Genomic DNA, 19,549 nt, shown 5'->3' on the forward strand with positions numbered 1-19,549 from the left:
TGTCATGAAATCTGCAGCTTATATATAAACCATATTAGATTTTGCAAAATATCTACTATTTATAGTACATATATGTCTGTTATTTTGCATATGCTAGTTTAGTCAAAATACCTATAGAAACATCACCTACTACAGCTAAATCTTCTGCTGTAAAGTAAAAGGCCGCATTTTTATCAAAAAGTATTTGAGCTGAAGGAGGAAATTCATCATCCCCCTCCCATAGGGCAAAGGTCACATATACATTATTTATAAACTGAAATTTATAAGCTATGTCTCCCATGTGCACTTCTTCCTTAGGGATGTTTTGGAATGCCTTACGGAACTTGTCCAAATCTTTTCCAAAGGTTCTTATTAATCTTAAAATACATCTTCCATAAAAATTATTGTAATATACCTCTCCACCTGGCACATCTCTATATGTTATGTCATGATTAATCGGAGCTACTCCCTTGGCATTTATTAGGTATCTAAGTATTAATGTCTTAGTTGGATACTTTTCTATTTCGGAGTAATCCCCATTTAATACTTCACCTAATGGATATTTAACTATATAGTCTTGTCCCATAATCTTTACAGTGAACTCTTTTTTATCCTCATCGTATTTACAACCAGTATTTTTAACTATTTCCTGTGGATTGTAATTCTTTAATGTATCTTTATAGTAATCATATGGTATTTTATCTTTTCTTTTTTCTTCTACAGCTTTTTTATCCATTAGCCCTATTTCATCCTTTCATTTTAAGGTTAAATGTTTTCTCCAGCTTCTTTTAACATTTCATTTGCTTTTTCCATATATTTTATAGCTTCTTCTATATATTTTGCGGTTTCAGTTTTACCCATTTTTTTAGATTTTTCTACCCATTCTTTAAATCCGTCTTCATGAGATTTATTATGGTCTATCCAATGAGATAATAAAATTTTCAAAGTTTTTTGGTCTTTATCTAATGTAGAATTTCCATCACAACAGCATTCACCGTGGTCATGTGAATGTTCATGGCAGTGATCATCCCCGTGAGAATGCTCATGTGTATGCTCATGGCAATGTTCATGAGTGTGTTCTCCATCAAAATGTTCATGGGCATGTTCATGACAATGCTCATGTGTATGTTCATGTTTTAAATCTTTACACATTTTTATTACCTCCATATATTTGTATTTTTATATAGCCTTAGTATTTAATTTGTAGTTCTTTGCAAGTCACAAATTGCAACTTTAGCTTTTAACTTGCAAAGAACCTAGCAGTTAAATTAACTTTATTTAAGTATTACTTTCCTTGAATTATGATTTTATGATCTAATAGTTTTATTTCTTTTAATACCCCATCTACTATTTTTTCATCTCCTAGAAGGTCTGCTAAAAATATCTTTCCGTCTTCCTTAGGCAACACTTCTACCACATACTCCATTATTTTTTCTTCTCCCTTAGGAGTTATTAAATAAGCTGTTGATTCACACATAGCAAATTCCTCCTTTTAATAATTTATTCTCCCAGCAGTTCCTTTACCGTTGGAAATCTATCTATATCAGTATGCGGTAAAAAACATGCTGATACAAATTCATCCATATAACTTGGTTCCACACTTAATTCTAAATAAGTTATGCCACTGGATATTTCCTCCAATTTTTTCTTAGCCTCTTTACTCATTATAGTTAAATAACATCCTATTAGTGAGCTGTTACCTATATATTTTACTTTTTCTCTAGGTATATCTGGAAGCATACCTATCATTATAGAGCTCTCTACATCTAGGTTGTTTCCAATACCACCAGCTATGTATAGCCTGTCTATGCAATCAAAGTCCATCCCAACACTAGATATCATTGATGATACTCCAGAATAAACGGCTCCCTTAGCTCTTATAAAATTATCTATGTCAACCTCATTTATGGTTATATCCTTATCTATATTATACTCTTCTTTAAAGGCTAATACATACTCTCCCATGCCATGTTCATCAAACCTAACTCTAGGTGTATTTAGTCCTTTAACTATTTTTCCTCTCCTATCTATTATTTTAGTGGCCATTAATTGATATATTAAATCTATTATACCAGAACCACATATGCCTACAGGCTTTTCTTCTCCTATGATTTGTATCTTTGGCTCATAGGTATTTTTATCTATTTCTAGCTTTTCAATGGCTCCACTAGAAGCTCTCATGCCGCAGCTTATTTCTCCACCTTCAAAAGCTGGTCCTGCCGAACATGCGCAGCTCATTAAAAATTCCTTATTTCCAAAAACTATTTCTCCATTAGTTCCTAAATCTATGAATAAAACATTTTCCTCTGAATTCCAAATACCTGATGCTAAAGCTCCAGCTGTAATATCTCCTCCAACATAGCTTGCCACAGAAGGCGCCAAATATACAGTAGTCTCAGGATTTATGTTTATTCCCAATTCATAAGCCTTTATGTGAGGAGAACTTAAAAACGCTGGTATGTACGGTTCCATTCTTATGTAATCTGGTTGAATTCCCAAAAATAAATGGCTCATAGTAGTATTTCCTGCCACTACAAAGGATGCAATCTCATGAGCTTCTATGTCACTTTCTGCATACATCTTTTGCAATAATGGATTTATGGTGTACTTTATAATGGCTTCATTTAATTTTTTAAGTCCATCTTTCTTTCCTGAATATATTATTCTATTTATTACATCTGCTCCATATTGTATTTGAGCATTTCCTGAGGAAGCTTTAGCTATTATCTCCCCAGATTTTAAATTTATGATACATGCTGCAACTGAAGTAGTACCAATATCTATAGCTACTCCATACAGTTTATTTGTATTATCATTTCCCTCTATATTTATTATATTTATGTTATTTTCTTCTTCAATATAAGTTATAGTAATTTTAAAATTGTATTCTCTTAAAGTATGAGGTATTTTTTTTATTACTGAAAGCCCACACTGAACATTCCCACATCCCAATGTGTTTCTAACCTGTCTAATTAACCTATCTACATCTGATATGTTGTCATCTAATGTTGGCTCTGGAATTTCTAAAAAACTCTTTTTAATGTCTATTCCCAATTCTATGCCGTTATTTTTTAATATTTCTCTCGCTTCATTAAATATTTTCTTTTCCTTTTCTCCACCTAAATCTTCTATTTTCATATTATGCATAGCATCATCAGCAGTAGATGGAATTTCCACTTCCACATCTCCTGTTATAGTAGAACAACAAGCTAATACATAGCCTTGTGCCAATTCTTCTTCAGTTATATGGTTACTTTTACTTGAATTTACTTGCCCTTGAAGTATTTTAACCTTGCATTTTCCACAAGAGCCATTACCATTACAAGGTGCATCTATAAATATTCCAGCTCCCCTTATTACTGTAAGCAAGCTTTCTCCGTTTTTTGCTTCTACCTGCACTCCGTGAGAAGTAAAATTAACTTTAGCCATAAATCAATACCCCCTGTGATAAAAGCTTTCTCGGCCTAGGCCGAGAAAGACTATATTATTTTATACTTGATTGGTAATCAGCAGAGCTTAATAAGTTATCTAGCTCACCTTTATCACTTAATTGAACTTTTATAATCCAAGCATCATATGCATCTTCATTTATATATTCTGGCTCATCATCTAGCTTTTCATTTATTTCTAATACAGTCCCTGAAACTGGTGCAAATAAATCTGAAGCTTTTTTAGAAGATTCAACCACTCCAAAAGTTTCGTCTTGAGTTATTTCATCGTCTACTTCTGGCATTTCAACAAACAATATTTCTCCCAATTGACTTTGAGCAAAATCAGTTATTCCAACATAAGCTGTATCTCCCTCAACTTTTGCCCAAGTATGTTCTTTGCTGTAATATAAATTTTCTGGATGATTCATATATATGCCCTCCCTAAAATATTTTAAACGTAAATTACCATATTTGTAGTTATAGCGGATTTAAATACTATTTAAACCCACTATAACTATACTTAACTACATAATTACAATTTTTAAATCTTAACTATCAATTATTATTTTAAATTCTAAATTTAGAATTACATAATAGGATCCATAGTTAATGCTGGATGTCCTTTTTCTTCTAAGAATGCTAATACGCCCTCTGACTCTGTAGATACAGTTTCATCACAAATCATATCTACAAAATTATCTATATCATATAATTCTTTAGCTGTTTTATTTAATTTTTCTCTAACGAATTCTTTTAATTCTTTTGGCATCCAAACGATTCTTCCAACTCCGCCTTCAGCCTTTAAGAATTTCTTAGAAGATATAAATGGTCTTCCATGTCCCATAAATCCTGGTGTTTGAATTCCACCACCTGTCATTGATGCAAGTTCACCAAATGTCATTCCTAGAGGAGAAATTGAAGCATATTCTCTGTTTACTATTACAACACCATTAGCTTCTGGCATTATACCACAGATACATTCAAAACATCCACAAGATGTCATAGGGTCTTGAAGTAAGCTGTATAGTGTAACTTGGCTTACTGCACCTTGAGATATTTTATCAACAGTTTCATTTACTGTTTCCCAAATACCTAAGTTTTCGTCTATAACTCCTTCTTTTGGTATTGCTTGACATGGTCCAGTTGGATTTAATTCTAGTGTAGCTTTAGCGTCTAACCAACTAACTGCTCCGCAAAGCCCAAGTCTTTCAGGTGTTACAACACATACGTGAGCTGGAGCGAAAGATTGGCATAAATTACAAGTGTAGAATGTATCTACATTTTCATCTATTAGAGACTCTAATCTTTCATCTCTTTCCATGTATCTTGTCATAGCATATTTTTCTCTTAGTTCTCCACATTTATCTGGGTCAGTTACTATAGTAACTTGACATTTATCCACAACTGAACCAAACTCATCTAATATCTTAGCATAAATAACTTCTCCTATGTGGTTTAATCTAAAGCCTTTTTCATAAGCTTCTTTACCTATTCTAACCCAAGTTAAGTTTCTTTGACCAACATGCATTACACCTTCTATATAGTTTAAGAAATAGTGAAGTCTTCTTTCAAGAACTGGCTCGAAGTCTTTTTGCATGTTAGCTCCTGCCACTTCTATAAATACTCCTAATGGAAGTCTTCCTGGTGCTTCTGTTATTGTATCTACATCTGGTCCTATTAATGTTATCTTGTGGTCTTCAACTTCTGAAAGTTCCCTTTGCATTACAAGTTCCCAAGCATCAGTTTTTCCTCCACCAAATTCAGCAAACATATCATTTTTTCTTATTCTTTCACCTTCAAATGCTGCTGCAAAAGCTACTGGTATTGGAATTTCAGTTATTTTTATCTTTATGTGTCTAGCTTCTAGTGAAGTTTTAGCTACTTTATCGTAATCCTTTTGAGTTAATAATAAAGTTGGAACCTCTTGAACGTCTTGGTCAGTAATTACTGGGAATCCAAGTGCTATAGCACCAGCTCCTGCAGAAACTACTAATTCACTAAGTGGTCCAAAAGCATTTACGAAAGCAAGAATTCTCTTGTCTGTGTATTCTAAGAAGTCAGGGAATTTACCGCCTTCAAGTCCACCAAATATTAATCCAGCTCTTATAGCTACTGATACAACATGAATTACTGCTGTTACATCATAGCCTACTGGTATAACTCTTAAGTCAAGACCCATTTTTACGTTAGCTTCTATAGCCTGGTCTATCACTTTTCCTATTAAGAAAGTAAGTAATCCTTTTGATTGATAGTCTTTTATAACTTTTGCTGCTGATTCACTATCTGGACATTCTCCTAAAACAACTGCTATTCCTGGAATATCTCCAGTAACTAGAGGAACTCCTAGTGAACGAATAACTGGGTCTGGTACGAATCCTATACAAGGTTCTGTATAAGGTGTTTCACTTAATACATATTTAGCAGCTTCAATTATTTCTGCTGCCACTGCAGTAGCAAGACCTGCATTTAGAGCCTTTTCTAATCTTTCTTCTTGAACTATTAAACTCTCTACTACGGCTAAAGCGCCTTCTAATTCTTCAAGAGTAGTTATTTTCTTTCCTGTAGCTGCAAAAATTATTGGAAGTCCATAAGCAGTATCAGGAAAAGCAACTTTGCAATCCTTACCTTTTTCATTTATAGCTTGAGCAACTATCCCTTTTGCTGCTTCTAAAGCTTGATTTGAGCCTGTAAATATGGTTTGAAATAAATTCATCTTCCCTTGCCCCCTTTTATAGATCTAAATAAGAGTCTGCGTATAAAACTGCTCCATTGATAATATCACAAGTTTTTATAGTTTCCATTAATCTTTGATCACATGGATTCATTATTGCTGATGTTAAACCTGCTTGCATTGCCATAGCACAGAAATTAGCATCCATTATTGGTCTTAATTGTTTTGGTGCTCCATTAGATATATTACTTAATCCGCAAACAGTTTTAAGTTCCATTTCACTTATTAATCTAACAGCTTCTAGAACTTCTTTTTGTTTTTCTTGCATTCCTTTTATAACTAAGAATAACGGATCAAATAACATATCAGTTGGCTCTAATCCTAATGACATACCTCTTTCAAGCATTTCTGTACAATATGCCATTCTTTCGTCGTTATCTCTTGTTATACCTTCTTTAGCACATAGAGCTATTACCATTGCATCGTTAGCAGCTGCTAAGTCTATCATTTCTATTCTTTCTCCAGCATCTGCTGAGTTTATTATTGGTTTTCCCTTTTCTCTGTTATAAACTTTTATTCCAGCTTCTATTGCTTTTTTATTAGTTGTATCTAAAGCAAGAGGAACGTTGTCAAATTCTTTTTGTAGTAATTGAATAGCCCATGGCATTACTTCTTCGCCATCTTTTTCAGCAGGTCCTATATTTAAATCTAAGTAATGAGCCCCTGCATCAAGTTGTTCTTTTGCTCTTTTAAATATTGGTTCAGGATTTCTTTCTGCTAATGCTTTTCTTATAGTTGGTGATATACAGTGAATTCTTTCCCCTATAATCATGAATTTTTCCATGGCTTTTCTCCCCTTTTCAATTTTTTTATTTTAAACCCTTACATAAAGGGGGGCTCCCCTTTATGTAAGAAGTGTATTGCCTATTTAAATTCCTTTAAGAATTTTGGAATGTGTAGAGCTTCATTAGTTCCAACAACTATTTCCCAGCCTGGTAGATTTTCTTCTAAGTCACCCTTAAGTACAGCAACTTTACCTGGAATTATAAGTTTTCTTGATTTAGTCTTTTCCTCTACTCCACTTTCTTTTACGAATTTAGCTATGCTTGATGCTGTAAATTTACCTGCTGCCCAAGATGTAAGAACTGAATATCCGCCTGCATCAGGAATCAACATCCATACTGGAACTTTTGATCTTTCAACTTCGCCAGATACTATGAAGTAAGTTAAAGCAAAGTCAACTGTTACCATTACTGGTGAGTTGTCATCTGGGTTATTTATTGGATAAACATTTGGTTCAACTCTCATTGGTCTTTGTGGGTCAGTGAATATGTTTTGTCTTAGAGCAAATAGTGGAAGTGCTCTTGCATAATCCATATCATCAAGTACAATGATTGAACCATATTTCATTGTAAATAATGTACTTAATGCTACTTCCATAAACTTGTCATTATTAGCAAGTTTATTAGCAAATATCACTGATGGATATCCAAATACTCTATCTTGTCCATCTAAATTTATTCTTCTTATTTGAACTGTATTTTGGAAAGCTTCTTTAATTGAAGAAGAACCTGGGTCAAGTATCAATTCTTTATAACCTTCTTTGTGTATTTCTTCTACTAATGCATATAATTCTTCTAATGATGGAGCCTTAACTCCTAAAACTAACTTATCAGCTTTAACTAATTCAACCATTTCTTTATAGTTGTCTTTGTTTGCACCATAAACTATAGGATTTTCATCTTTTACTAGTGCTAAAGCTTCTTTCATAACAGATACATCTTCACAAGTTAACATGTAAGCTACTTTTAATCCGCTATTTTTAATTTTATTTATTATTTCTATATATCTATCTTTATTGCCACTGTAGTTTATTGCAGCAATTTCAGCTTTCATTTCTTCACCGATTCTTACATAATTAACCTTTTTCATATTTTCTATTTTTCTATCTATTTCTTCATCAGACATGCAATCACAGAACATGATAGCAAATCTATTTCTATTTACAAAAGTTTTACTGTGACGGAAAAGAACTGTTTCTCCTCCCAATTTATATTCATTTTCACCTTTTCCAACTGTTATTGTTTTCATAAGTGGTGCAGTAGCCTCTGATAACTTTTCTAATGCTGATGAATCCATATGAGGACATTTACTTATTTCTACCGCTCCTGCAGCTACTTTCATTGAGAATGCTAAGCATGTTGGGAAACCACAATCTTTACAATTCTTTTTTGGTGTTAATTTAAATATATCTAATCCTTTTAAAGCCATTTTTTATCCTCCTCTAACAATTCGAATTTACCTATCTACAAATATTTTTCCGAATTTTTTATCTTACCATCTTAAAATACCAAAACTTATAAACAATTTAGACTAAATTAAGTATTTAGACAAATTATGCTAGTAACCCTTCTACTAAGCTTCTTAAAGTCTCTATTGATTTTGGATGTCTTAATACTAAAGCATCTGTTCCAGCTGATAAAACACCTGTTGCAGTAGCTATTTCCATAGATATTGCTCTTTCTTCTTGAGAACCCCATTGTGGAGAATCTTTTTCTGATTCTACAGCTTCTTTAACTTTCCATGTTTCAAAAGAAACTGGTGTTATTATTGGAGTTTGAAGAGTTTTATCATCTTGTCCTAATGCTGCAAGTCTGATTCTATCCATAGTTGATATAACATATTCATAACCATAACCAGCCGCTGAACATCCTACATTTGATACTATATTTTCAGTCTTAACACCTAGTTGGTTTATTAATATATTCAATTGTTTTGCAAGGTTAATATCAACTGAAGATTCTGCTCCAACTTTATGACTATAAGCTAATGCACCTGCCGCTGCTACAGTTTTATAGTTTTCTTCTACTGCTGATAATAACAATACGTTATGTCCATCTAATTCCTTTGCTAAGCTTTCAAATAATTTTGCATCTTTATCATGATTTCCTGTACCTGCTACAGCTAGAGGAATTTTTATAGCTTCTGCTACATCCTTAGCTATTTTTGTACATTCTTCAACAGATTTATTTGCTCCACTTGGATCTGCTCCCTCTAGTCTCAAACATATAAAATCTGGGTTATATTTTTCTTCTATAAATTTTGCCCATTGAACTGGATCGTTACATACATCTTTGTATATTTCTTTTAATGCATCTATCCAATTTTCTGGATATACATCTATTATTTCCATTCCCATTTTAGGGGTATTTCCTGTATCCCCATCAAAAGTGTAAAAAGGAAGTGCGTTTTGTCCTCCTATTTTTATTGCCTTTTCTCCTGTTCCCATTTGAACTTCGTTGATTTTACCTGAGTATTTTTGTACTGTTTTTTTGAACATAACTGGTAGCCTCCTTGTTTTTACTTATTTAATCCAACCTTAGATAATATATCATTTAAAGCTTTCTTGGATACACTATCTTCAGGTAATTTAACTAATGGTTTTCCTGCACAATCGTATTCATATACCATAGGATCCATTGGAACAACACCTACTAAGTTTAATTCTTGATTCTCTATTTCTTCTAATATTCCATCCTTTAGTTTTTCTTCAGGCGCCCTATTCACTATAAGGTAGGTCTCAGAAACTTTCAATTTCAATTCCTTTACTAATTTATTTATTCTTCCTACAGCTTGTATTCCTCTCCTTGAACAATCACTTACTAAGAACAATAAATCAATATCATCTACAACTTTTCTACTTAAATGTTCCATTCCAGCTTCATTGTCTATAACTATGTAATCGTAATTATTAGCTAATGTATCTATTTGATTTTTTAAAACACCGTTTACGTAGCAATAACAACCTTCACCCTGTGATCTTCCCATTACCAATAAATCAAAGCCATTACCTTCGGTTAATCCTGTGTTTAATCTATATTTTAGATAATCAGCTTTTAGCATTCCTCCTGGAAAGCCGTCGCCTTTAAGGGACATTTGACTAACTTCTTCCCTTATTGTACCTAAAGTTTCCTCTACTTCTACGCCTAGAACTTCGTTTAAGTTAGCATTAGCATCTGCATCTACTGCTAATATAGGGCCTTTCCCTTGTTTCACCAAATAATCCATCAATAATCCTGTCAATGTAGTTTTTCCAGTGCCACCTTTACCTGCTACAGCTATTTTATATCCCATAGTATAACCTCCTTTATTTAGTGCATAGGGTTAGAAAAACCCTATGCTTTAAACTGCGTGAACACTTTCTTTATTTACATCATGAACGGCTTCCATTAGTGCTTCTGATAGTGTTGGATGTGGATGTATTGCATCGCCCACTTGTTCAGCAGTTAATCCTAAATGTACTGCTAATGTAAGTTCTGTAAGTAAATCTGTTGCATTAGGACCTATAACTGCAGCTCCTAATATTTTGTCGTTCATGTCTGTTATCACTTTTACAAAGCCCTGGAATTTACCCATAGCTTGTGCTTTTCCTAGTCCTCTAAAGTCGAATTTTCCAACTTTATATTCTACTCCTTGATCTTTAAGAGCTTTTTCTGTTGCCCCTACTCCTGCTACTTCTACACTAGTAAATACACATCTTGGAACAGCTCTGTAGTCCATTTTTTTATCTCCACCTAATGCATTTTCTACTGCAATAATTCCTTCTTTAGAAGCTACATGAGCTAATGCTGGAGTACTTACTGTATCACCTATAGCATATATGCCTTCAACATTTGTTTCCATTTTTTCATTTACTACTATTCTTCCTCTTTCCATATTAACTCCAAGTTCTTCTAGTCCTAAGCCTTGAGTATATGGTCTTCTACCTACTGAAACTAGCATCATTTCAGCTTCTAGTTCTTTGCCACTTCCTAAAGTAGCTACAACCTTGTCCTCTTTTACATCTACTTTAGATATACCATCTTTAACAAAGAATTTTATTTTACTTTGCTTAAATGATCTTTGAAGTATTTTAGCTACATCTTCATCTTCAAATGGAATCAAATGATCTACCATTTCAACTATTTGAACCTTTGTTCCTAATTCATTGTAAAATTGTCCAATTTCACAACCTATTGGACCTCCTCCTACAATTATCATGGATTCTGGAAGTTTTTCTAATTCTAGTACCTCATCACTTATTATAACTCTTTTTCCGTCGTATGGAAACATTGGTGGAACTACTGGAACAGAACCTGTAGCTATAATTATTTTGTCTGCTTTAATTATCTCCTTTGTTCCATCATTTTTTTCTACTTCTACATTATTTTTATCTACTATTTTACCAGTACCTCTAACTAGTTTTACTCCTTTTTCATTAAAAAGGAATTCTATACCTTTTACTAATTGGTCTGTAACTTTTCGTTTTCTTGCTACAATTGCATCAAAATCTGCCTTTACTTCCCCTTCTACTTTTATTCCATATTTATCTGCATTTTTTATAGTTTCTAGAGCCTCCGAACAAGCTATTAATGCTTTAGTTGGTATACAGCCTACATTTAAGCAAGTTCCTCCTACGTGTTCTTTTTCAACTACAGTAACTTCTGCCCCTTTCATAGCTGCTTTTAATGCTGCTACATATCCTCCTGGGCCTCCACCTATAACTACTATTTTCATCCCAATCGCCTCTCTCATTAATTTTATAGTTTTACCGTAAATTAAAATTCCCCTATTTAATAATACTAGTCTACCTTTTGAATTTTATGATTTTACTGTAAATTAAAGTCCTGCTCTATCTAGTATTACTGGAACATTTTCTTCTGCTCCTATAGCCATTATGTGAACTCCTTCACATAATCCCTCTTCTCTAGCTTGTTTTATGAATTCTGCAGCTATGTTTATTCCCTCTTGTACTTTGTTTTCTGCACCCTTCATTCTGTCAATAATTTCATCTGGAACGTATACACCTGCTACATTAGCATTCATGTATTTTGCCATACCAGCTGACTTTAATGGTATAATTCCAACCATCACATTTGTATTTAAATCTTTTGTCATTTCTCTAAATTTTCTTAAAGTATCTATATCATAAACAGCTTGTGTTTGGAAAAATTTTGCGCCTGCTTCAATTTTCTTTTTCATCTTTAATATTTGTAGTTCTAATGGGTCATATTTTGGAGATACACAAGCTCCTAAATAGAAGTTTGGTGTTCCTTTTAATTCATTTCCCATCATATCTACACCAGAACTTATAGTAGATGCTACCTTAAGTATATCTACACTATCTAAGTCATACACTGGTTTTGCACCTGGGTGGTCACCAAGCACTGTATAATCTCCTGTTAGAGCTAATACGTTTTCAATTCCAAAAATACCTGCTGATAGAAGTTCACCCTCTATAGCAATTCTATTTCTATCTCTACCTGTTATTTGTAACACTGGCTCTAATCCTGCATCTTTGAGCATTTTACAAGTTGCTAAAGATGTAGCTTTCACTGTAGCTGCTTGGAAATCAGTAACATTGACTCCATGAGCTCTTCCTTTTATAGCCTTAGCACACTCTATTAAGTGAGAAAGGTCTGTTCCCTTTGGAGGAGCCATCTCCGCTGTTATTGCAAACTCTTTTTTTTCAAAGGCCTGCTGTAATAAACTCATAATAATCCCCCTCTAGCTTTTATCTATTTCTTATATCCATTTTTGATGGATGCATATCTAATTGATAATCTCTTGGTTCTCTTATTTCTGTTAAATTATCAAGTTTATTTAATTCTTTAAGTTTTTCATATATAAGTATCCATGCACAATCATTATTTGGATCTACTTCACATTTTCCATCCCTTGCGCCTCCGCATGGTCCATTTAAAAGTCCTTTAGCACATTTAGTTACTGGACAAATTCCTCCAGTCCACCCTAGTTGGCACTGTCCACAAGCTCTACAAGCTTCATCAAATTTGCCTACTCTTTCGACCTCTCCTATAAATCTTGTGTTATTTGCAGGATATACTGGAACTTTAACAAGTTTAGCTACAGTTTGTACACCATCGCCACATGCTAATGAAAGAACTGCATCTGCTTCCTTTATAGCTTCTTTTAATTCTTTTAAGTCTTTTTTTGCTTTTAGGAAATTGCAAGATGGATCTAAAACTTTAAATCCCAATACTTCTTTTCCATTCTCTTCTAGCTTAGCTTTCATCTCTACTAATTGTTCTTCTCCGCCTACTTGACAAGAGCTAGCACATAAAGAACATCCTGTAAGTACTACTTTTTTACTACCTTCAAGGTATTTAAGAATTTCTTCTAAAGGCTTTTTTTCTGAAATAACCATATTTCTTCCCCCATTTAATTATTAGTAACTATAAAGTTTTTATATTATAAATTGTTTTGAGCTTTACATGCCTTAATTACATGTTTTCCTAGTATTGAAGTAGTAACTGAACCTACTCCCGCAGGTACTGGTGTTATTAATGAAGCTCTTTCTAAACAATCTTCTGTATTTACATCGCCACATAGTTTTCCTTCTTCATCTACATTTATGCCTACATCAACTACTACAGCATCTTTACCTACATAGTCCTTTGTAATCATTTTTGCTTTTCCTATTCCAACTACTAATATATCAGCTTTAGAGGCTATTTCTGCCATGTTTTTTGTTCTAGAGTGACATATAGTTACTGTGGCATTTTCATCTAACAAAAGCATTGATACTGGTTTTCCAACTACCATGGATCTTCCTATAACTACAGCATTTTTACCTTTCATTTCTACATTATAATGCTTTAACATTTCTATAACTGCAGTTGGTGTACATGGTGGAAATCCCGTCTTATCCCCGCTCATTAACTTTGCTACATTTATTGGACTGAAACAATCCATATCCTTTTCTGGAGATATAACGTGCTTAATTACATCTTCATCCATTTGTTTTGGTAAAGGTCTAAAAATTAAAATACCGTGAGTTTTCTTATCTTCATTTACTTTTTTAATTTCCTCTATGAATTGTTCTTGTGATATGTCTTTTGGATAAGCCTTAACTTCTGTATCTATTCCAACCTTCGCGTATCTTTTTAACGCTCCTCTTTCATAAGAAAGGTCACTTGGGTTTTCTCCCACTCTCATTATAGTTAACTTAGGAGTTATTCCCATGTCTTTAAGTTTGTTAACATCTTCTGCTAACTGTTCTGTAATTGCATCAGCCACGGGTTTACCTTTAATAATTTGTCCCATTTCAAAGCCTCCTCATTTAATAAATTCTATTATAGAAATATTATTATATATTTCTCAGCCTCTTATAAAAATACTAAGTACTAAAGACCAAGGAATATACTATTTTACTATACATTCCTATAGCCCCCATTAAATAATGAGGGCATGAGGATGTATATATTATTTACAAAGAGCTTTTACCACTTCTTCATAAACCTTATCCGCTATTTCCGTTCCGTCTTTTACCAGTTTTTCAGTTTCCTCTTTAACTTTGGATACATAATTCTGATCTTTAATAGAATTTATGTTAATTATAACGTTTAGTTGAGCACTTATGATGGCTGTTCTTAAACATTGCACCCCCACACCTACATCACTTATAGCTAATTTTGAACATTTATTAACTAGGTTTTCATGCAATTTTATAGCTTCATAAGCCTTTTTTACTATAGAAACTGGAACTTCACAGGCTTGTTTAAGTGCTTTTTCTAAAGTTTCTTCTTTTAATTTTCTTTCTTCTTCAGTATCTTTCTTCATGCCATAAGCTTTTGAAAGAGGAAGAAAATTTTCCGCATCATCATCTATCATTTTTAGGAGTTCCTTTTGAATTTCTCCAGCTTCACTTAATATGCCCTTAATTTCTTCTTCATATTGAGCATATTTTTTCTTTCCAATGGTTAAGTTGCAAACCATACTACCTAATGCTGTGCCTATAGCACCAACTAATGCTGCTGCTCCACCACCACCTGGTACTGGTTCTTTAGAAGCTAGCACTTCTGTAAAATCCATGCAAGTCTTATCTGCTAATTCCATATCTCCTACCTCCTAAAAATTTTAGAACAATCCACTTATTACTCCATTTTCATTTACATCTATTCTCTCTGCTGCTGGAAGTTTTGGAAGTCCTGGCATTTTCATTATTTGTCCTGTAACAGCTACTGCAAATCCAGCTCCTGCTGAAATTGTAACTTCTCTTACAGTTATCTTGAATCCTGTTGGTCTTCCAAGTTTAGTTTGATCATCTGTTAGTGAATATTGAGTCTTAGCTATACATACTGGAACATCTCCAAAACCATTCTTTTCTAATTCAGCTATTTGTTTTGATGCACCAGCTGTAAATTCTACATCATCAGCACCATATATCTTCTGTGCAACAGCTCTTATTTTTTCTTTTATTGGTAGGTTAGTTTCATAAGAGAATGTAAAATTGTTTTCAGCTTCGTCAATCAATCTTATAGCTTCTTTAGCAACTTCTATTCCGCCTTCTCCGCCTTTTGCCCAAACTTCTGATAAAGTAACATTCACGCCCAATTCCTTACATTTTTCAGAAACTAATTTAAGTTCTGCTTCTGTGTCAGTTGGAAATCTATTTAAAGCAACTACTGCTGGTAACTTATATACTTTAGTTATATTCTCAACATGCTTTAATAAATTTGGTAAGCCCTTTTCTAGAGCTTCTAAGTTTTCTTCATTAAGCTCAGTCTTTGGAACTCCACCATTATATTTTAACGCTCTAACTGTAGCAACTATTATAACAGCATCTGGTTTTAAACCAGCCATTCTACATTTAATGTCTAAGAATTTTTCTGCCCCAAGGTCAGCACCAAAACCTGCTTCAGTAACTACATAATCTCCAAAGTGCATAGCCATTTTAGTAGCTATTACTGAGTTACATCCATGAGCTATATTAGCAAATGGTCCTCCATGTACAAATGCTGGTGTTCCTTCTAATGTTTGTACAAGATTTGGTTTTAATGCATCTTTTAATAGAGCTGCCATAGCTCCATGAGCATTTAATTGTCCAGCTGTAACTGGATCTCCAGCGTAAGTATAGCCAATAACTATTCTAGAAAGTCTTTCTTTTAAATCAGTAATATTGTTTGCCAAACAGAATATAGCCATTATTTCTGATGCAACAGTTATATCAAATCCATCTTCTCTTGGAGCACCGTTAGCTTTTCCACCAAGTCCATCTACAACGAACCTTAATTGTCTATCATTCATGTCTATACATCTTCTCCAAGTAATTCTTCTTGGGTCTATGTTTAACTTATTGCCTTGATAAATATGATTGTCTATCATTGCTGCTAATAAGTTGTTTGCAGCTGTCATAGCATGTAAATCTCCTGTAAAATGAAGATTTATATCTTCCATAGGAACTACTTGTGCATATCCTCCACCTGCAGCTCCACCCTTAATACCAAATACTGGTCCTAATGATGGTTCTCTTAACGCTACTACTGTATTTTTACCTAGTTTTGATAAGGCATCTGCCACCCCTATAGCTGTAGTTGTTTTTCCTTCTCCAGCTGGAGTTGGATTAATAGCTGTTGTTAATATAAGCTTTCCTGGCTTAGTTCCATTGTCTTTCTTTAATAAATTGTAATCTACTTTAGCCTTGTACTTTCCATAGTATTCTATGTCATCTTCTGTTAATCCTAACTTTGCAGCTATTTCTTTAATATGTTCTAGCTTAGCCTCCTGTGCAATTTCTATATCGGATTTAAAACCCATTTTTATGCCCCCTTCTCCAATTTCTCTTTTATTTTTTTAACCTCCCCAACGGTTTCTTCAGAATCGTAAGGAGAATGATTAACTCTGTCAGAATCGCCAACATTTTCTCTGTAATGTATAAATCCTAAACAATTTTCTTCTCCCACATGCTCTAATACATAATTTTCATCATCCATATTTCTAACTTTATTAGCTACAACTAAAACCCTATTTATTCCTAATTGCTCTGCTAACTTCTTAACATGCTCATAAGTCTTAATACTTCTTATTCCTGGTTCAATAACCACAATAAATAAATCTACTCCCTGAGCTGTACCTCTTCCTAAATGTTCTATACCAGCTTCCATATCCATTATAACTATATCTTTATTTTGAAGGATTAAATGAGATGTTAATTTCTTTAAAAGTACATTTTCTGGACAAAAGCACCCCATGCCAGCTTTGTCCACAGTGCCCATAGTTAACAATTTAACACCATTATGCTTTTTACAGAATTTTTCTGGTATATCATCTACTTTAGGATTTATTTTAAACATTTTCCCAAAAGTTTCAGGAGTAGAAGACGTTCTTTCTGATATCATAGTCTTCATTTCTGATATGGGAATTATTTCATTTATCATTTCCTCTGGGAAACCAAGCGCCAATGCTAAGTTTGGATCTGGATCTGCATCTACTGCTAAAACATTGTATCCTTCCTCTGCATATATTCTGCTTAATATTGCAGAAAAAGTTGTTTTTCCTACTCCACCTTTGCCTGTTATAGCTATTTTCATTTTCATTATTGATTCCCCCTTTTTTTAATAGGTGCCTGGCACCTACCGAACTTTACCGAACTTTGTCGTTTTTATATTGACAGGTGCCAGGCACCTGTCGATATGTCGAATTTATATTCCTAGTTTTTTACGTTTTTCTTCCATTCTTTCAACCATTTGTTCAGAAGCCTTCTTAGGATCTGTTTCTATGAAGAATTTAGCTCCTACCATGCCCTCAATCTTATTAGTTAGTATGTCTACAACTTCTGGTCCACCTGTTACTGGAGGAACTACTCCTAGCCATGTATCTATACCAGATGATACTACATAAGTTCCTATGGAAACTGCTTTTTCAGACATCCACTCTGGTGCAACACCAACTACTGGTAAATCTGATATGTCAACTCCTAGGTGATTCGCAACTGTTCCTACAAGTTCTAATATACGGCTTATGTCAACACATGAACCCATGTGCAATACTGGTGGTATATCCACAAGTTCACATACTTTTTTAAGTCCAGCACCAGCATAATTTCTAGCTTCTTTTTGTAATAATCCAGCCTTAGCTGCTGCTTGAGCTGCACAACCAGTAGCAACTACTATTACATCATTAGCAATTAAGTTTTTAATTATTTCTACGTGTCCATTATCATGTGGTGTCTTAGGGTTGTTACATCCAACAACTCCAGCAGCACCTCTTAAAACTCCTGAAACGATACAATCTGCCAATGGCTTAACTGTACCTGCTACTCCTATATTTGAATTAGTTACTTTATCTAAAGCTGACACTATACTTTCTGTACTGTATCCAACTACTGCTGTACTCTTTTCATTTGGAATATAAACTTTAGATTTATCTCTATTTTTAAAGTTCAATATAGCTTGTTTTAATATTTCCTTAGCTGATTCGTATGCATGTTCTTCATCAAATTCAATATGAGTTGAACCTGTAATTTCTGCTTTTGGAGATGTTGTTATGAATTTAGTATGATATTTTTCTGATAACTGAGCAAGTGCAGGCATTATACATTGTACGTCAACTATTACTGCTTCTACAGCGCCTGTAACTACTGCTAATTCTTGTTGTAGGAAGTTTCCTGCTAATTTAAGTCCATGTCTCATAGTAGCTTCATTAGCTGTACAACACATACCAACAAGATTAATTCCATCTGCTCCTTGCGCTTTTGCTAACTCAATAAGCTCTGGATCTTCTGATGCTAAAATTATCATTTCTGAAAGAGTTGGTTCGTGTCCATGAAGAACTACGTTAACTGAATTTCCTTCTAGTACTCCAAGGTTTGCTTCTGTATTTATTTCCTTTGGAGTTTCAAACATGATGTCACTGAATTCTGTTGCCATATAAGAGCCCCCCCAGCCATCTGCTATAGCTGCTCTCATTGACATTTTTATTAAACTTTCAGCATCTGCTGCACACCCTATATGAGTTGAATGCATTATAGATACTATATCTCTATCTATATTTCTTGGCATTATTTTTAGATTATTCCAAATTTCTGCTCTTTTTTCTGGAACTGTAGGTGGTAACGTCAATGTTCCAATTTGTTTACTAAATTGTTCTAATCCAGCTTTTGCTAAATCATGAGCTATATCATAAATGTCTCTTCCTTCTGTCTCAACACCAAATCTTTTTGCAACTTTAATTAATTTCTTTTCGTCTTTTACTTTAAAATCACCATCTTTACTTGCGTTAAGAAGAGTTAAAACTATACTTCTGCCGTGATCTGAGTGAGCTGCCGCTCCACCAGCTACCATTCTAGCAAAGTTTCTTGCTACAATAACATCAGCTGTGGCACCACATATTCCTCTGTCAGCGCCTTTTCCTGGTACTGGACTAACTCTGCAAGGTCCCATAGCACAAATTCTACAGCAAACTCCAGCTAAACCGAATCCGCATTGTGCTTTTAAATCAACCTTTCTATCCCAAGCTGTCTTTACGCCATCCTTCTTGGCCTTTTCTAATAATTCATTTTGTGCAGTTTGAATATTTAATATTTTCTCCTCCACAGTTTTACCCCCACTCTCTTAAATATTTTCTACAATACTTTGAACAAAACTGAAAATTAGTTTTATTCTTTCATTTTAATTATAGTATTTTTACT

Annotated in this window: 18 protein-coding genes; all 18 read right to left on the reverse strand. The window is 33.7% G+C overall.

The genetic code is table 11. From position 1 onward, the window contains the following. Positions 1–79 precede the first annotated feature (79 nt). Positions 80–715 carry a DUF3786 domain-containing protein gene (locus CC89_RS11050; RefSeq protein ID WP_035292131.1) on the reverse strand — a complete coding sequence of 212 codons (636 nt, stop codon included), beginning with the start codon at positions 713–715 and terminating at the stop codon, positions 80–82. A gap of 29 nt (positions 716–744) precedes the next feature. Next, positions 745–1,131, reverse strand: coding sequence for a DUF8180 domain-containing protein (locus CC89_RS11055; protein ID WP_286161344.1), 387 nt, complete (start codon positions 1,129–1,131; stop codon positions 745–747). A gap of 133 nt (positions 1,132–1,264) precedes the next feature. After that, entirely contained in the window at positions 1,265–1,456 is a 192-nt protein-coding gene (locus CC89_RS11060; protein WP_035292134.1) for a CooT family nickel-binding protein, read from the reverse strand. Between the two features lie 23 nt (positions 1,457–1,479). Then, positions 1,480–3,408, reverse strand: a complete 1,929-nt coding sequence (gene acsV / locus CC89_RS11065; RefSeq protein WP_035292136.1) for a corrinoid activation/regeneration protein AcsV — start codon at positions 3,406–3,408, stop codon at positions 1,480–1,482. Positions 3,409–3,463: 55 nt separating this feature from the next. Then, complete coding sequence (gene gcvH, locus CC89_RS11070; RefSeq protein ID WP_035292138.1) at positions 3,464–3,838, reverse strand: glycine cleavage system protein GcvH; 375 nt, start codon at positions 3,836–3,838, stop codon at positions 3,464–3,466. A gap of 158 nt (positions 3,839–3,996) precedes the next feature. Next, on the reverse strand, positions 3,997–6,123 hold the full coding sequence (acsB, locus tag CC89_RS11075; RefSeq protein WP_035292140.1) for an acetyl-CoA decarbonylase/synthase complex subunit alpha/beta: 2,127 nt from the start codon (positions 6,121–6,123) through the stop codon (positions 3,997–3,999). 16 nt (positions 6,124–6,139) lie between these two features. Next, on the reverse strand, positions 6,140–6,925 hold the full coding sequence (acsE, locus tag CC89_RS11080) for a carbon monoxide dehydrogenase/acetyl-CoA synthase methytransferase subunit (protein ID WP_035292142.1): 786 nt from the start codon (positions 6,923–6,925) through the stop codon (positions 6,140–6,142). An 80-nt stretch (positions 6,926–7,005) separates the two neighbouring features. Next, complete coding sequence (acsC, locus tag CC89_RS11085) at positions 7,006–8,352, reverse strand: acetyl-CoA decarbonylase/synthase complex subunit gamma (protein ID WP_035292144.1); 1,347 nt, start codon at positions 8,350–8,352, stop codon at positions 7,006–7,008. A gap of 124 nt (positions 8,353–8,476) precedes the next feature. Then, on the reverse strand, positions 8,477–9,421 hold the full coding sequence (gene acsD, locus CC89_RS11090) for an acetyl-CoA decarbonylase/synthase complex subunit delta (RefSeq protein WP_035292146.1): 945 nt from the start codon (positions 9,419–9,421) through the stop codon (positions 8,477–8,479). A gap of 20 nt (positions 9,422–9,441) precedes the next feature. Further along, complete coding sequence (locus tag CC89_RS11095; protein ID WP_035292148.1) at positions 9,442–10,215, reverse strand: ATP-binding protein; 774 nt, start codon at positions 10,213–10,215, stop codon at positions 9,442–9,444. A gap of 48 nt (positions 10,216–10,263) precedes the next feature. Beyond that, on the reverse strand, positions 10,264–11,637 hold the full coding sequence (lpdA, locus tag CC89_RS11100) for a dihydrolipoyl dehydrogenase (protein ID WP_035292149.1): 1,374 nt from the start codon (positions 11,635–11,637) through the stop codon (positions 10,264–10,266). Positions 11,638–11,739: 102 nt separating this feature from the next. Continuing rightward, positions 11,740–12,615 carry a methylenetetrahydrofolate reductase gene (locus CC89_RS11105; protein WP_035292151.1) on the reverse strand — a complete coding sequence of 292 codons (876 nt, stop codon included), beginning with the start codon at positions 12,613–12,615 and terminating at the stop codon, positions 11,740–11,742. 19 nt (positions 12,616–12,634) lie between these two features. Further along, complete coding sequence (locus tag CC89_RS11110; RefSeq protein ID WP_035292153.1) at positions 12,635–13,285, reverse strand: methylenetetrahydrofolate reductase C-terminal domain-containing protein; 651 nt, start codon at positions 13,283–13,285, stop codon at positions 12,635–12,637. Between the two features lie 44 nt (positions 13,286–13,329). Beyond that, positions 13,330–14,184, reverse strand: a complete 855-nt coding sequence (locus CC89_RS11115) for a bifunctional 5,10-methylenetetrahydrofolate dehydrogenase/5,10-methenyltetrahydrofolate cyclohydrolase (protein WP_035292155.1) — start codon at positions 14,182–14,184, stop codon at positions 13,330–13,332. A 159-nt stretch (positions 14,185–14,343) separates the two neighbouring features. Then, positions 14,344–14,976, reverse strand: a complete 633-nt coding sequence (locus CC89_RS11120) for a cyclodeaminase/cyclohydrolase family protein (protein ID WP_035292157.1) — start codon at positions 14,974–14,976, stop codon at positions 14,344–14,346. A gap of 21 nt (positions 14,977–14,997) precedes the next feature. After that, positions 14,998–16,677, reverse strand: coding sequence for a formate--tetrahydrofolate ligase (locus CC89_RS11125; protein WP_035292158.1), 1,680 nt, complete (start codon positions 16,675–16,677; stop codon positions 14,998–15,000). 2 nt (positions 16,678–16,679) lie between these two features. Then, on the reverse strand, positions 16,680–17,450 hold the full coding sequence (locus CC89_RS11130; RefSeq protein ID WP_180963973.1) for an ATP-binding protein: 771 nt from the start codon (positions 17,448–17,450) through the stop codon (positions 16,680–16,682). A gap of 111 nt (positions 17,451–17,561) precedes the next feature. Beyond that, positions 17,562–19,454, reverse strand: a complete 1,893-nt coding sequence (gene cooS, locus CC89_RS11135) for an anaerobic carbon-monoxide dehydrogenase catalytic subunit (protein ID WP_035292160.1) — start codon at positions 19,452–19,454, stop codon at positions 17,562–17,564. Positions 19,455–19,549: the final 95 nt, after the last annotated feature.

This window comes from Clostridium sp. KNHs214 (genome assembly GCF_000744935.1).
Lineage (GTDB): Bacteria > Bacillota > Clostridia > Clostridiales > Clostridiaceae > Haloimpatiens.

Excerpts from the sequence above, each read along its gene's own strand:
- lpdA (WP_035292149.1), bottom strand. The coding sequence starts at position 11,637 with ATGAAAATAGTAGTTATAGGTGGAGGCCCAGGAGGATATGTAGCAGCA.
- CC89_RS11110 (WP_035292153.1), bottom strand. The coding sequence starts at position 13,285 with ATGGTTATTTCAGAAAAAAAGCCTTTAGAAGAAATTCTTAAATACCTT.
- gcvH (WP_035292138.1), bottom strand. The coding sequence starts at position 3,838 with ATGAATCATCCAGAAAATTTATATTACAGCAAAGAACATACTTGGGCA.
- CC89_RS11120 (WP_035292157.1), bottom strand. The coding sequence starts at position 14,976 with ATGGAATTAGCAGATAAGACTTGCATGGATTTTACAGAAGTGCTAGCT.
- CC89_RS11060 (WP_035292134.1), bottom strand. The coding sequence starts at position 1,456 with ATGTGTGAATCAACAGCTTATTTAATAACTCCTAAGGGAGAAGAAAAA.
- acsD (WP_035292146.1), bottom strand. The coding sequence starts at position 9,421 with ATGTTCAAAAAAACAGTACAAAAATACTCAGGTAAAATCAACGAAGTT.
- CC89_RS11115 (WP_035292155.1), bottom strand. The coding sequence starts at position 14,184 with ATGGGACAAATTATTAAAGGTAAACCCGTGGCTGATGCAATTACAGAA.
- CC89_RS11050 (WP_035292131.1), bottom strand. The coding sequence starts at position 715 with ATGGATAAAAAAGCTGTAGAAGAAAAAAGAAAAGATAAAATACCATAT.
- CC89_RS11125 (WP_035292158.1), bottom strand. The coding sequence starts at position 16,677 with ATGGGTTTTAAATCCGATATAGAAATTGCACAGGAGGCTAAGCTAGAA.
- acsC (WP_035292144.1), bottom strand. The coding sequence starts at position 8,352 with ATGGCTTTAAAAGGATTAGATATATTTAAATTAACACCAAAAAAGAAT.
- CC89_RS11105 (WP_035292151.1), bottom strand. The coding sequence starts at position 12,615 with ATGAGTTTATTACAGCAGGCCTTTGAAAAAAAAGAGTTTGCAATAACA.
- CC89_RS11130 (WP_180963973.1), bottom strand. The coding sequence starts at position 17,450 with ATGAAAATAGCTATAACAGGCAAAGGTGGAGTAGGAAAAACAACTTTT.
- acsE (WP_035292142.1), bottom strand. The coding sequence starts at position 6,925 with ATGGAAAAATTCATGATTATAGGGGAAAGAATTCACTGTATATCACCA.
- CC89_RS11095 (WP_035292148.1), bottom strand. The coding sequence starts at position 10,215 with ATGGGATATAAAATAGCTGTAGCAGGTAAAGGTGGCACTGGAAAAACT.
- CC89_RS11055 (WP_286161344.1), bottom strand. The coding sequence starts at position 1,131 with ATGTGTAAAGATTTAAAACATGAACATACACATGAGCATTGTCATGAA.
- acsV (WP_035292136.1), bottom strand. The coding sequence starts at position 3,408 with ATGGCTAAAGTTAATTTTACTTCTCACGGAGTGCAGGTAGAAGCAAAA.
- acsB (WP_035292140.1), bottom strand. The coding sequence starts at position 6,123 with ATGAATTTATTTCAAACCATATTTACAGGCTCAAATCAAGCTTTAGAA.